This is a genomic window from Enterococcus pernyi (assembly GCF_045371165.1).
Lineage (GTDB): Bacteria > Bacillota > Bacilli > Lactobacillales > Enterococcaceae > Enterococcus_B > Enterococcus_B pernyi.
On record NZ_JBIQDM010000006.1, the window covers coordinates 131,513 to 145,002 of the forward strand.

Annotated in this window: 14 protein-coding genes; 11 read left to right on the forward strand and 3 right to left on the reverse strand. The window is 38.1% G+C overall.

Annotated features, from left to right (window positions below; genetic code table 11):
* Positions 1 to 196: 196 nt before the first annotated feature.
* Complete coding sequence (locus tag ACH0AK_RS09080) at positions 197 to 418, forward strand: hypothetical protein (protein WP_010735888.1); 222 nt, start codon at positions 197 to 199, stop codon at positions 416 to 418.
* Positions 419 to 436: 18 nt separating this feature from the next.
* Here the strand turns inward: ACH0AK_RS09080 and ACH0AK_RS09085 are convergent, their stop codons facing one another.
* Both ACH0AK_RS09085 and ACH0AK_RS09090 read right to left on the reverse strand, forming a co-directional pair.
* Positions 437 to 757 (reverse strand): DUF1827 family protein, encoded by a 321-nt coding sequence (locus ACH0AK_RS09085; protein ID WP_023519401.1) that lies wholly within the window; start codon positions 755 to 757, stop codon positions 437 to 439.
* Between the two features lie 195 nt (positions 758 to 952).
* Positions 953 to 3,190: an ATP-dependent Clp protease ATP-binding subunit gene (locus tag ACH0AK_RS09090; RefSeq protein WP_499796862.1), complete on the reverse strand. Its 2,238-nt coding sequence runs from the start codon at positions 3,188 to 3,190 to the stop codon at positions 953 to 955.
* A 543-nt stretch (positions 3,191 to 3,733) separates the two neighbouring features.
* On the opposite strand from ACH0AK_RS09090, the gene ACH0AK_RS09095 reads away from it, so the two are divergent.
* The 6 genes from ACH0AK_RS09095 to ACH0AK_RS09120 all read left to right on the forward strand — a co-directional run bounded on the left by ACH0AK_RS09095 (position 3,734) and on the right by ACH0AK_RS09120 (position 9,470).
* A complete protein-coding gene (locus tag ACH0AK_RS09095) occupies positions 3,734 to 4,000 on the forward strand; it encodes a phosphocarrier protein HPr (RefSeq protein ID WP_002287602.1) in 267 nt (88 codons plus the stop codon).
* Complete coding sequence (gene ptsP / locus ACH0AK_RS09100) at positions 4,000 to 5,727, forward strand: phosphoenolpyruvate--protein phosphotransferase (RefSeq protein WP_019723966.1); 1,728 nt, start codon at positions 4,000 to 4,002, stop codon at positions 5,725 to 5,727. Before ACH0AK_RS09095 ends, ptsP begins: the two co-directional genes overlap by 1 nt.
* Before the next feature lie 164 nt (positions 5,728 to 5,891).
* The gene (locus ACH0AK_RS09105; protein WP_137072109.1) at positions 5,892 to 6,932 is read left to right on the forward strand and encodes an LTA glycolipid anchor biosynthesis glycosyltransferase, IagA/BgsA family; all 1,041 of its coding nucleotides are present in this window, start codon (positions 5,892 to 5,894) and stop codon (positions 6,930 to 6,932) included.
* Positions 6,933 to 6,955: 23 nt separating this feature from the next.
* Positions 6,956 to 8,179: a glycosyltransferase family 4 protein gene (locus tag ACH0AK_RS09110; protein ID WP_010735883.1), complete on the forward strand. Its 1,224-nt coding sequence runs from the start codon at positions 6,956 to 6,958 to the stop codon at positions 8,177 to 8,179.
* A gap of 87 nt (positions 8,180 to 8,266) precedes the next feature.
* The gene (locus tag ACH0AK_RS09115; protein WP_194179750.1) at positions 8,267 to 9,154 is read left to right on the forward strand and encodes an NAD(P)-dependent oxidoreductase; all 888 of its coding nucleotides are present in this window, start codon (positions 8,267 to 8,269) and stop codon (positions 9,152 to 9,154) included.
* 85 nt (positions 9,155 to 9,239) lie between these two features.
* Complete coding sequence (locus ACH0AK_RS09120) at positions 9,240 to 9,470, forward strand: YkuJ family protein (RefSeq protein ID WP_010735881.1); 231 nt, start codon at positions 9,240 to 9,242, stop codon at positions 9,468 to 9,470.
* A gap of 30 nt (positions 9,471 to 9,500) precedes the next feature.
* Here the strand turns inward: ACH0AK_RS09120 and ACH0AK_RS09125 are convergent, their stop codons facing one another.
* On the reverse strand, positions 9,501 to 10,457 hold the full coding sequence (locus ACH0AK_RS09125) for a GIY-YIG nuclease family protein (RefSeq protein ID WP_010735880.1): 957 nt from the start codon (positions 10,455 to 10,457) through the stop codon (positions 9,501 to 9,503).
* A 309-nt stretch (positions 10,458 to 10,766) separates the two neighbouring features.
* On the opposite strand from ACH0AK_RS09125, the gene fabT reads away from it, so the two are divergent.
* From fabT to fabD, 4 genes are all read left to right on the forward strand, one after another.
* Entirely contained in the window at positions 10,767 to 11,207 is a 441-nt protein-coding gene (gene fabT / locus ACH0AK_RS09130) for a fatty acid biosynthesis transcriptional regulator FabT (protein ID WP_010735879.1), read from the forward strand.
* A gap of 9 nt (positions 11,208 to 11,216) precedes the next feature.
* Positions 11,217 to 12,179, forward strand: a complete 963-nt coding sequence (locus ACH0AK_RS09135; protein WP_137072111.1) for a beta-ketoacyl-ACP synthase III — start codon at positions 11,217 to 11,219, stop codon at positions 12,177 to 12,179.
* 54 nt (positions 12,180 to 12,233) lie between these two features.
* The gene (locus tag ACH0AK_RS09140) at positions 12,234 to 12,458 is read left to right on the forward strand and encodes an acyl carrier protein (RefSeq protein ID WP_010735877.1); all 225 of its coding nucleotides are present in this window, start codon (positions 12,234 to 12,236) and stop codon (positions 12,456 to 12,458) included.
* Between the two features lie 109 nt (positions 12,459 to 12,567).
* Positions 12,568 to 13,488, forward strand: coding sequence for an ACP S-malonyltransferase (fabD, locus tag ACH0AK_RS09145; RefSeq protein ID WP_010735876.1), 921 nt, complete (start codon positions 12,568 to 12,570; stop codon positions 13,486 to 13,488).
* Positions 13,489 to 13,490 lie beyond the last annotated feature (2 nt).

Genomic DNA, 13,490 nt, shown 5'->3' on the forward strand with positions numbered 1-13,490 from the left:
TTAAAAATATTCATTTAGTATATAAATTAAAACGAACACACGACGATTCATATTTTCAGTGAATTGTCGTGTGTTTTTGTTGGATTTTAACGTTTTTTTGTTTATTTTGAAAAAATCAATTAAAAACAAATAAAAAAATAGATTAGAATATTTTTGCGTACATATATATAAAATAAGCAAAGAAAGTAGGGATCAAATGGAAACAGAAATCGAAAAAAAACAGCGTATTGAAAGAAAAAAAGCAAAAATGCGTCGAGTATGTCAAATGTTGGATATTGAGAACTGGGAAAAAAATGAACGGATCGTCAATGAAATCCGCTCGATCATCCAAGCGGATCGACCTGTAAAGGGGAGGGAAGTTGGAAATAGTAAAAAGAAAAAAAGGGAATGCCAAGTGCCTTCGACAAAACCCTTTTGATTCATGATTTATTTTTTTCTACATAGCAATTGGTGCATTTAAATTTCTTTTTGGAATAGAGATTTCTACTAAGCCCGGTAACTCGATCACTTGGATGTCTTCAGGATGGTACAAAGCGTCATGGATTTTTTTTAAGAAGTAGTGTTGGATTTCTTCAATTTCCTTTGGTTGGATATTGCGGTTTTCATTCATCAGGACGATTTCATTGTGCTCAGGAGCTTCTGTGTAAATAACAGTTGTATTTCCTGCGGTATACACCTTGACCATATGTGCATCTGTATTTTCTAATTGGTTCAAAACTAATCGTGAATGGCTGTTTGTTACATTAACTAGTTTCATGGCGCTCACCTCTCTTATGTATTTAAGAAATAACTTATATTAAGTATAATTTTTTTTTAGTAAAATGAACAGCATTTTGTCTTCTTAAAAATAAACGAATAAGAAAAAAATTGTTACTTTCTTTTCCAAAAATAAAATCAAAAGCGGAGAGTGGCAAACTCTCCGCTCCATTTTTTCTACCATTTGAGTGTGAAATTATTCTGTCGGTTCATTGTTTGCTTCTTTGACTAAACGTTCAGGTTTAGAAGTAATGACGATTTTGTCGTCTTTATCTAATTTTGCTTTAAGATCTGAGATCGTTGGATGATCAAGATAGAATTCGGCAATGCCGTCTTCGATTTGTTCTTGGATCGTCCGACGTAATGGTCGGGCACCCATTGCTGGATCGTAACCAAGATCAACCAGCTTTTCTTTGACATTTGTAGGAACGTCCACATGTAATTGTTGAGCCGCCAATAATTGGTTGACATCATCAAGCATAAGAGTCACGATCATCATCAAGTTTTCTTTTGATAAAGCACTGAACTCAATGATTCCATCAAAACGATTCAAGAATTCTGGTGTGAAGTAGTTGTTCAATTGATTCAAGACAGAACGAGCCACACCTTCACGAGCAGCACCAAAGCCAACATTGGCTTCTACTTTTCCAGTTCCTGCATTACTTGTCATGATGATGATTGTATCTTTGAAGCTGACCGTACGACCTTGCGCATCGGTTAAACGTCCATCATCTAAGATTTGTAGGAACATGTGCAAGACATCTGGATGTGCTTTTTCTACTTCATCAAGCAGAACCAAACTATACGGATTTCGACGTACTTTTTCAGTCAATTGACCAGCTTCTTCATAGCCGACATAGCCTGGAGGGGAACCAATCAATTTTGCGACACTGTGTTTTTCCATGTATTCTGACATATCGAAACGGATCATCGATTCTTCAGATCCAAATAATTCATAGGCTAGTTGCTTCGCTAATTCTGTTTTACCAACACCAGTAGGACCAACAAATAAGAAAGAACCAATTGGACGGTTTTTCTTGCTTAAACCAACTCGATTACGACGAATGGCTTTGGCTACCCGATCAACCGCATCGTTTTGCCCGATCACATGTTTTTTCAAGTCGTCCGCTAAGTTTTTCAATTGAGTTTGTTCTTTTTCTTTCAGTTCACCAACTGGGATGCCTGTACGTTGTTCAACGATTTTTTCCATATCCTTTTCAGAGATTACTGGGATTTCTTCTTCTGAAAGTTGGCGTTCTTGCATTTTTTTCAATTTATTGATTTGATCGCGATAATAAGCTGCTTTTTCGAAATCTTCTTCTTTAGAAGCCAACAACTTTTGTTCTTCCGCTTCTTCCAATTTCTTTTCGATCATTTTTGGATCAACGATTTGGATCGTTAAATTTTTCTTAGATCCTGTTTCATCCAGTAAATCAATGGCTTTATCCGGTAAAAAACGATCTTGGATATAGCGATTGGACAATCTAGCCGCAGCTTCGATCGCAGCATCTGTGTATTTGACATGATGGTAGTCTTCATAGCGCTTTTGCAATCCTTTTAAAATACTGATCGTTTCATCTACAGAAGGTTCATCGACACGAACAGGTTGCATGCGGCGCTCTAACGCAGCATCTTTTTCAATGATCCGGTATTCATTCAATGTCGTTGCTCCAACCATTTGTAATTCACCACGAGCTAACGCAGGTTTTAATATGTTTCCGGCATCCATGTTACCATCACCAGCTGAACCAGCCCCAACGATTTCATGAACTTCATCTATAAATAAAATAACGTTTTCTGCTTGTCTGATTTCTTCGATCAGTTTTTGCATCCGTTCTTCAAATTGTCCTCTGATTCCTGTGCCTTGGACAAGTGAAACAACATCTAAGCGAATCACTTCTTTATCTAGTAATTTTTGTGGTACATCGCCATCAACGATTTTTTGAGCGAGTCCTTCAACCACAGCCGTTTTACCGACACCTGGTTCTCCGATCAATACAGGGTTGTTCTTTGTGCGGCGATTCAAGATTTCGATCACGCGCTTGATTTCATCATCTCGACCGATGACTGGATCGATTTCACCTTGGCGTGCTTCTTCTGTAATATTGATACCGTATTCGCCTAAAAGACCATCTGAAGCGAGTCCTTGTGGTGGTTGTCCACCATTGAAGTTGTTGTTCCCACCAAATTGAGTAGGGGGTGTTTGTTCGTAATTTCCTTGTTGTTGCATTTGACGAGACATCGAACGAAACAGATCGTCCAGACTACCAAAGCCAAATGGATCATTTTGGGCCATACTTGTTAGACCTCCATTTTGCTGATTTTTAATTTTTTGGTAACAGCTCTGACAATAGTCAAGTTGTGTACGTTGGCCATTGACAGTCGCATACAAGTGAATCGTTGCTTCATTTTTTCCACAGTTTTGACAAAGCATAAAACATTCACGTCCTTTCAAACATTGGTCATTAAGTCTATTTTACATCGCGCCTATCTTTGGGTAAAAGAATAACACTCGATCAACAAAACTTGTAAAAGTCATACCTCGTTGACCATTACTGACCATTTAATTTTTATTATACTAATTTTTTGAATTGACGCAAGCAATTGATTCTTTTGTTCAGACAATGTGACAAAACATTTGGGTAAGAACCTTAAGTTGTCGACAAATTTGTAGGGGATAAAGCTGAAATTTCATGAATCGTTCAATTACTCGACAAACATGATTGGTCAATCGATTTATGAGATATAAAAAAACATGGAATTTATTAAAACAGGAATAATCATCACTATGCATGAAACAGTTCTACAGAATAGTTTATTGGATTTTCTCTCAATTTAAATGAAAACTGTTGTATCTAAGGAAAAAAAATGGTAATCTTTACAGATGAAAGGGTTCATCTGATTAGTTCTATCATGGATTGCTAAAAAAGAAAACCCTCACATAAAAACAACACTCACTTAAAGGAGACCGATTAATATGGAAAAGAAAGAATTTCACGTAGTAGCAGAAACTGGGATCCACGCACGTCCAGCTACACTATTAGTACAAACAGCAAGCAAATTTAACTCTGATGTAAACTTAGAGTATAAAGGTAAATCAGTAAACTTAAAATCTATCATGGGCGTTATGTCTTTAGGTGTAGGTCAAGGTTCTGACGTTACTATCACTGCTGAAGGTGCTGACGAAGCTGACGCTATGGCAGCTATCGTTGAAACAATGAAGAAAGAAGGCTTATCTGAATAATGGTTGAAATGCTAAAAGGGATCGCCGCTAGTGACGGAGTAGCCGTTGCAAAAGCTTACCTGCTAGTTCAACCGGATTTATCATTCAGTAAGACGACAGTTGAGGATACTTCAGCTGAAGAAGCTCGCTTAGATGATGCTTTAGCAAAATCAACTGAAGAATTACAACAAATTCGTGAAAAAGCAGCGCAAAGCTTAGGTGAAGCAGAAGCGCAAGTATTTGACGCACATTTAATGGTTCTTTCAGATCCTGAAATGATAGGTCAAATCAAACAAAACATCAAAGATAACAGTGTAAATGCTGAATCAGCTCTTAAAGAAGTAACGGATATGTATATCGGTATGTTCGAAGCAATGGAAGATAATGCTTACATGCAAGAACGTGCAGCAGATATTCGTGACGTTGCAAAACGTATTTTAGCACATCTATTAGGTGTGACTTTACCAAACCCTTCAATGATCAATGAAGAAGTTGTTGTCGTGGCGCATGATTTGACGCCAAGTGACACTGCTCAATTAGATCGTAACTTCGTAAAAGCTTTTGTAACAGATATCGGTGGACGTACATCGCATTCTGCAATCATGGCTCGTTCTCTTGAAATTCCAGCAATCGTTGGAACAAAAGAAATCACTGCGAAGGTCAAAGAAGGCGTAATGTTAGCTGTTAATGGGATCGAAGGCGATGTAGTCATTGAACCAACAGCAGAACAAAAAGCCGAATTTGAAAAAATCGGCGCAGATTATGCTGCACAAAAAGCAGAATGGGAAAAACTGAAACATGCTGAGACAGTGACTGCCGATGGCAAACACTTTGAATTAGCAGCCAACATTGGTACACCTAAAGATTTAGTTGGTGTACACAACAATGGTGGTGAAGCAGTTGGACTTTATCGTACTGAATTCCTTTATATGGATTCACCAGATTTTCCTACTGAAGAAGACCAATACGTTGCTTACAAAGCAGTATTGGAAGGAATGGAAGGAAAACCTGTCGTTGTTCGTACAATGGATATCGGTGGAGATAAAGAATTACCATACTTGCAATTGCCGCATGAAATGAATCCTTTCTTAGGATACCGTGCATTACGTATTAGCTTGTCAGAACAAGGTGACGATATGTTCCGTACGCAAATGCGTGCGTTATTACGTGCCTCTGTACATGGAAACTTGCGTATCATGTTCCCAATGGTTGCTACACTAAAAGAATTCCGTGGTGCAAAAGCAATCTTTGAAGAAGAAAAACAAAAATTAGTAAATGAAGGCATTGAAGTCTCTGATTCGATCCAAGTAGGGATTATGATCGAGATTCCAGCTGCAGCCGTTATTGCGGACAAATTTGCTAAAGAAGTAGACTTCTTCTCAGTAGGAACAAACGACTTGATCCAATACACAATGGCAGCTGACCGTATGAACGAACGTGTTTCTTACTTGTACCAACCATACAACCCATCAATTCTACGTTTGATCAAAAACGTCATTGATGCAGCACATGCTGAAGGTAAATGGGCTGGTATGTGTGGAGAAATGGCCGGCGATCAAATGGCTGTTCCTTTACTAGTAGGTATGGGATTAGATGAGTTCTCAATGAGTGCAACATCGATCTTAAAAACACGTAGCTTGATGAAACGTTTAGATACAAGCAAAATGGCTGAACTAGCGGATCGTGCCCTAAACGAGTGCGACACAATGGAAGAAGTCGTAGAACTTGTGAATGAATATCTAGCTTGATTTTTGGAACAGGCACAGTATTTTGCTGTGCCTGTTTTTTTGTCTTCTTGCAATAATAAATAAAATTCTGTCCAAACTTACAAGTTTGTTGGGAAAAAATCGGACTTAAGGTTGAGTGACAGCTTTCACGCTGTGTTATAATATAAGAGTGAGGGGGAACGTAGATGAAGGTATTATTATATTTTGAAAGTGAGAAGATACTTTCTAAGTCCGGCATTGGTCGTGCACTTGATCATCAAAAGCGTGCGCTTAAAGATGTAGGGATCTCCTATACTTTAGATAGTAAGGAAGACTATGATATTTTGCACATCAATACATATGGTATCAATAGTCACAACATGGTCAACAAAGCGCGTAAAAATGGTAAAAAAATAATTTATCATGCGCATTCAACGGAGGAGGATTTTCGTAATTCCTTTATCGGTTCGAATCAATTAGCACCATTTGTAAAAAAATATTTAGTCGGATTGTATGAAAAGGCAGATTACTTGATTACACCAACCCCATATTCAAAAAAATTATTGCAAAGTTATGGCATTGATTTACCTATTCAATCGATTTCCAATGGGATCGATTTGGAAAAGTACCAACCAGACTCTGTCAAAGAACAAAAATTCAGGGAGTATTTCAATCTTTCACCTGATCAAAAAGTGATTATTTGTGTAGGACTGTTCTTTGCAAGAAAAGGAATCATTGATTTTGTTGAAATAGCCAAACAATTACCGGAATATACATTCATCTGGTTTGGTCATGTGCCGATGTATTCGATCCCAAGTAATATCCGAAAAATCGTGAAAGAAGATCATCCCGATAATGTCATTTTTCCAGGCTATATTCGAGGAGAGATCATCGAAGGAGCTTACTCAGGAGCGGATTTGTTCTTTTTCCCTTCTTATGAAGAAACGGAAGGTATTGTCGTACTGGAAGCTTTAGCAAGTAAACAAAATGTGTTAGTACGTGATATTCCAGTCTATGATGGTTGGCTCGAAGATCAAAAAAATTGTTATATGGGGCGAAACAATGAAGAGTTTTCACAACTCATTCAAAAAATCATTCAACATGAAGTACCTAGTTTAGTTGAATCTGGCTATCAAACGGCTGAAGAACGAAGTATCAAAAGAATTGGTGAACAACTTCAATCCGTTTATCAACAAGTGCTAAAGGCATCCGATTCTTCAGATGAACAAATGCAAGAATCAAAATAAAGGTAGTTTGGAGGCGAGAAAAGATGAAAATCGGCTTTTTTACCGATACCTATTTTCCACAGGTAAGTGGTGTAGCTACGTCGATCAAGACATTAAAAGAAGAACTCGAAAAAATGGGACATGACGTGTATATATTTACGACAACAGATCCCAATGCAGACAAGTTAGAAAAAGATGTAATTCGTATGCCAAGTGTTCCTTTTGTATCATTTAAAGAACGTCGAGTAGTGGTACGAGGAATGTGGTACGCCTATTTAGTGGCAAAAGAATTAGAGTTAGATCTTATCCATACGCACACTGAGTTTGGAGCGGGTGTTCTTGGCAAGATGGTCGCAAAAAAATTAAAGATCCCATCGATTCATACGTATCACACGATGTATGAAGATTATCTGCATTATATTGCAAAAGGGAAAGTGATTCGACAATCCCATGTCAAATACTTATCTCGTCTATTTGTGAACCATACGACAGGTGTGGTTTGCCCAAGTGAGCGTGTGATCGAAACACTGCGAAGCTATGGGGTGACAGCGCCATTACGAGTGATACCAACAGGGATCGATATCGAAAAATTCAAACGTCCAGAAATTACACAAGAACAAATCAACGAATTACGTACCTCATTAGGAGTTAAAGAAAACGGCTTGATGATTTTATCTTTAAGTCGAATCTCTTACGAAAAAAATATCCAAGCGTTGATCCAAGGGTTTCCAGAAGTCATCAAACACTATCCAGATGCACGACTAGTCATAGTCGGAAACGGACCTTATGTTGAGCAACTAAAAGAACTGATCACGTCGCTGGATTTAGCTGATGCGGTTCAATTTACTGGGGAAGTCGATAACAATGACGTCGCGTTCTATTATCGTGCGGCTGATTATTTTGTGTGTGCTTCGACATCAGAAACACAAGGATTGACGTATACAGAAGCAATGGCGGCTGGTACACCATGTGTAGTTGAAGGAAATGATTATTTGAATCGTTTATTTGATCATGCTTCCCTTGGCCGAACATTTGAACGAGATGAAGACTTTGCACCTGCACTTATTGATTATATTGAAAGCAAAGTTGAAAAAGATCCAGAAGTTTTTGAAAAGAAACTTTACGAGATCTCAGCTACTCATTTTGGTCAATCAATGATCGAATTTTATGAAGATATGCTTGTGTATTACAAAGAAGAGATGCGTAAAAAAGAAGAAGAAGCATCCATCGAACGGATTAAAATTAAATTAAATTCTTTCAAAAGATAAAAAAACAGTGAATAATCCTAAAAAAATCCTTGTTTCTAGCGTATACTAGCATAGAAACAAGGATTTTATCGTTTAGGAGGGCAAAAGATGAAAATTGGTTTTATCGGTACAGGAGTTATGGGAAGCGCGATTGTTCGTCATTTACAAAAAGCTGGCCACGAACTGACTGTTTATAATCGTACGAAAGCAAAAGCTGCGCCACTTATGGAAGAAGGGGCAGTATGGGCAGATAGTCCACAAGAAGTAGCTGAGATGAGCCAAGTTATCTTTACAATGGTTGGCTATCCTCAAGATGTGGAAGAAATCTATTATGGTGAGAAAGGCATTTTCCAAGCAGCTATAAATGGAAAAACAGTCATAGATTTAACGACAAGTACGCCAACACTTGCTGAAAAAATTGCAGCAAGCGCACAAGAGCTTGGAGCGGATGCCTTAGATGCCCCTGTATCAGGAGGCGATCTAGGTGCAAAAAATGGCACCTTAACGATCATGGTGGGTGGAAAAGAGAATGCCTACGAGCAAGTATTACCACTATTTCGTGAGTTTGGAACAACATTTACGTTACATGGTTCAGCTGGAAAAGGACAACATACAAAAATGGCAAACCAGATCATGATTGCCGGAACAATGACTGGTATGACAGAGATGCTTGTTTATGCACAGAAAGCTGACTTAGACTTAGAAAAAGTGATTGCCACGCTTTCAGGCGGTAGTGCGGCAAACTGGTCATTAAGTAATTATGCACCTCGTATTTTACAAGAGAACTATACACCAGGATTTTTTGTCAAACATTTTATCAAAGATTTGAAGATTGCTTTAGCCGAAGCAGAAAAAGTAGGGTTGGACTTACCAGCGACCAAAGAAGCCCGAAAGCTGTATGAGAAGTTAGCAGAAAAGGGTTTTGAGAACGATGGAACACAAGCATTGATCAAGCTTTGGTGGGAAGATGGCAGACAGCCGAAAAAAAAATCCTAAAAAACTAGTTTTTTTGGAGAAAATCAATGCAAGTCGACGATGCTTTTGATACAATATAACAGAACTAAGAAAAGGAGGACCTCCGATGGCACATTCACAATTAGTCGCAATCATTAAACGACTGGAGGCTATGGTCGAATCAGCAGACAATGAGCTGCAAGTTCGTCGTTTTGAAAAAGAGGGCGTAGAAAAATGCACCGTAACTTATGATAAAGCGACAGAAACATTTGAACTAACTGAAACAGACACACATCAACAATACGAATTCGACAATATCGATATCGTTGCGATGGAGATCTATGATTTGATTCAATAAGATTTCGAGCTAGCTAAAAGAGCCTGGGATTCAACCAATGCGTTGGATTCCAGACTCTTTTTTTGTTTCCTGTTCGTCTTTTGCCAGTTTACGTTGGTAGCTGATCAAGATTTGAACAGGATCGATTTCTTCTTGAGACAGTTGTCGCTTGAGTGACAACCTGTTGTCTTTTTCATAATAGAAATGAGGCGTTTGTCCAGGTTCTGTGATCGTTGTATCAGCCACTTGTCCGTAGGAAACCAAGAAATGCTTGATCTTGGTCTCATCGCTAGCTAACGGCATGCTCAATGTGATTCTCGGTGTTCGTAAAAATTTTTTTTGTTCTTGTATCCGACCAGTAAAGTACGTGATCAATTCGATATCTCGTTGCAGAATAGCCGCCTTCTCAAAATTAAGCTGGTTAACAAAATGTAATTGTCGTTTTTTTAAATAGCCTAACAATTTCTTGTTTCTTCCTTGCAATAGACCTTGGATCTCTTTCTTTTTTTGATCAAAGCTCAATGCCTTCATTTCAGGAAGTTGAACTTGTAACGCCAAATGACTGATTTCAGAAAGCCAAGGCATTTGATAGTTTTCTTCGATGATTCGAAGGATACTAGGCATTTTTTTATAAAGACGAAAAGGGCCATAAGTTCTTGCGGTAGGTATATTCGTGAGAAAAAGACCATCGGATTGAATATGTAAATAGTTATAGTTGTCAAAATAATTCATCCGACGATTGTAGATAGGACGATAGTGTTGGATCAATTGACACTCTAATAATAAGGCATCTAGTTCAGTATCAACGACAACGATCTCAAAATCTGCAATCGAACGAACTAAGCGCAAGACTTTTTTCGAGTGTTGTTTATTTTGATGAAAATACGTACTTACGCGATTTTTTAAATTTTTAGCTTTCCCCACATAAATAATTTTTCCATCGCTGTTTTTCATCAAGTAAACACCAGGTAATAAAGGCAGGTTTTTTACTTTCTCTTTTAAGTGCATAAGCGCTCCTCTAATTGAATTTGAACTAAAAAGATTATAACAGATTTAAAAAAATGAACAATAAAAGGGATTATATTTTATAAATAAATTATAGAGATACTTTGATAATCAAAATATTTTTTTATTCTTTTATTTTAATTTTTAGAGGTTGAAAGGTTGATATTAAAGCATTTTTTCATAAAATTAAAATTAAAAAAAATTAATAATGCAAAAAAATCTAGTTAAAAGGTTGCATTTTGAAACAAGTTAAGATATAGTTTGAACATCAAAAGATTTGATAATCAAACTAATTTTAGTGGATGGTGGAACATGGAACCTGATTTTAATACAGTAAATGATTATCTCGTTAGTGTCTTCAATGATATTTTGACGATCGAAGAATCCGAATTAAAAAAGTCACAATTCAAAGATCTGTCGATTACAGAGATGCATACGATCGAGGCAATCGGTATGTACAAGAAAAAGACAACTTCAGAAGTAGCCAAAGAACTGTCGATTACTGTTGGGACCTTGACCACTGCTATCAACAAGTTAGTTAGGAAAGGCTACGTTGAGCGTATCCGTAGTGAAGACGACCGACGAGTGGTGAAGCTGGGGTTGACCAAAAAAGGTAAGTTACTTTACCGCGTGCATCAGCATTTCCATCGTGAAATGGTCAAAAACATTATGGATGGTATGGCTACCGACGAACAACAAGCTTTGCTGTCTGCATTGAAAAACTTGCATGATTTCTTGCGAGATTACAAGTGAGGAAGTTTAATGGAACAATTTGGAACGATCACAGCAACGGCAAGTGTCTTACCGGAAAAAATCATCACAAACGATGATCTCTCAAAAATGATGGACACTTCGGATGAATGGATTTCATCCCGTACAGGAATCAAAGAGAGACATTGTGTGACCGAGCAGGAGACTTCCGATTTGTGTTACCTCGTTGCCGAAAAATTACTAAAGAAAAAAAAACTCGATCCAAAGGAACTCGATTTTATTATCGTTGCTACGATGTCGCCTGATTATACATCGCCTTCTGTCGCAACTTTAGTTCAAGGAAGGATCGGCGCAACCAAAGCAATCGCCTTTGATATCAGCGCCGCATGTTCAGGATTTGTTTATGCCTTGAGTGTTGCAGAGAAACTGATTCGCTGTGGCTCAATGAAAGGTTTAGTAATTGGTGGCGAAACATTATCTAAACTGATCGATTGGACGGATCGTTCAACCGCTGTCTTGTTTGGTGATGGTGCTGGTGGGATTTTGTTAGAAGCTGGCTCAGATCAAAAATTATTGAGAGAATCGCTAGCGGCAGATGGTTCGCGTGCGCAATCTCTTACTTCTGGCTATCTACCAAATCAATCGCCTTTATACACGAAAGATTCAGAAGGTTCTTACTATTTAAAAATGGTTGGACGGGATATTTTTGACTTTGCTGTAAGAGACGTCGCGATGAACATCAAGGAACTCATTCAAGACACACCTGTTGATTATCTGCTTTTGCATCAAGCGAACTTACGAATCATCGAAAAGATTGCTCGCAAGGTAAAAATTCCCCAGGAGCAATTCCTAACGAACATGGATAAATATGGCAATACTTCCGCAGCAAGCATCCCGATTCTTTTAGATGAAGCGATAGAAAGCGGAAAAATTACCTTAGGTCAAAAACAAAAAGTGGTATTTACAGGTTATGGTGGAGGATTGACATGGGGAAGTATCCTCATGGAACTATAAACTGATAAAAATAAAAAATATAAAATAAAGAAACAATATCGGAGGAATTATCATATGGTATTCGAAAAAATTCAAGAAATCATTGCGGAAGAATTAGGGAAAGACACAGAAGAAATCAAATTAACGACAAACATCCAAGAAGACCTTGAAGCAGATAGCTTGGATTTATTCCAAATCATCAACGAGATCGAAGATGAATTTGATGTGAAAATCGAAACAGAAGACGGCATCAAAACAGTTCAAGATTTAGTCACTTATGTTGAAAAACAAACTGCATAATCATCAAGATTAGGTTGGGGGCTGGGACATTTTCCGAAAAAGGAATGTCTTAGCCTTTTTTTAAATGAAACAAAAAGCTATCTATCCTGAATATAAATTGGAGACTATGATGAAAACAGCATTTTTATTTAGCGGACAAGGTGCACAATACCAAGGAATGGGTCAAGACCTCTACCATGAACCCATCGTGAAACAGACTTTTGATGAAGCTAGTCAGATCTTAGGCTATGATATGGCGGAGCTTTGTTTTTCAACAAATGAACGTTTGGATCAAACGATCTATACGCAACCAGCTATTTTAACTGTCAGCATTGCGTTCTATCGTTTGCTGAAAGAACATGGGATCACTCCTCAAGCCGTTTTAGGGCTTAGTTTAGGTGAGTATTCTGCTTTAGTAGCCAGTGGTGCGCTCTCCTTTAGTGAAGCAGTCGCATTGGTCGAAAAAAGAGGCACGTTTATGACAGACGCTGCACCTATCGGTAGTGGGAAAATGGTAGCTGTGATGAATGCACCGGTAGATGTTATCGAGAGCTGTTGTAAGCAGGCGGAAGAAATGGGGATCGTTTCCCCTGCAAATTACAATACACCCCAGCAAATCGTCATCGGAGGCGAAGAAAAAGCAGTGGATCAAGCGGTAGCACTATTACAAGAACAAGGGATCAAACGAATGATCCCACTCAATGTAAGTGGCCCTTTCCATACAGCAATCTTAGAACCTGCTGCTAGACAATTAGCGGAGGAACTAAGCAAGATCGTTTTTTCAGAACCTGAAATACCTGTGATCAGCAACACCACGACAGAGATCATGACGAAAGAAAGAATCCTAGGTTTACTTGAACAACAAGTCATGAAACCCGTTCGTTTTTACGAAAGTATCGAAAAACTTAAAGATTTAGGAATCGACCAAGTGGTCGAAGTCGGTCCCGGTAAAGTATTAAGTGGCTTTATGAAAAAAATTGACAAGTCGATCGCCGTTGCACGTGTGGAGAATCAACAAACATTTGAAGAAACAATCAATCGATTGTCATAGGA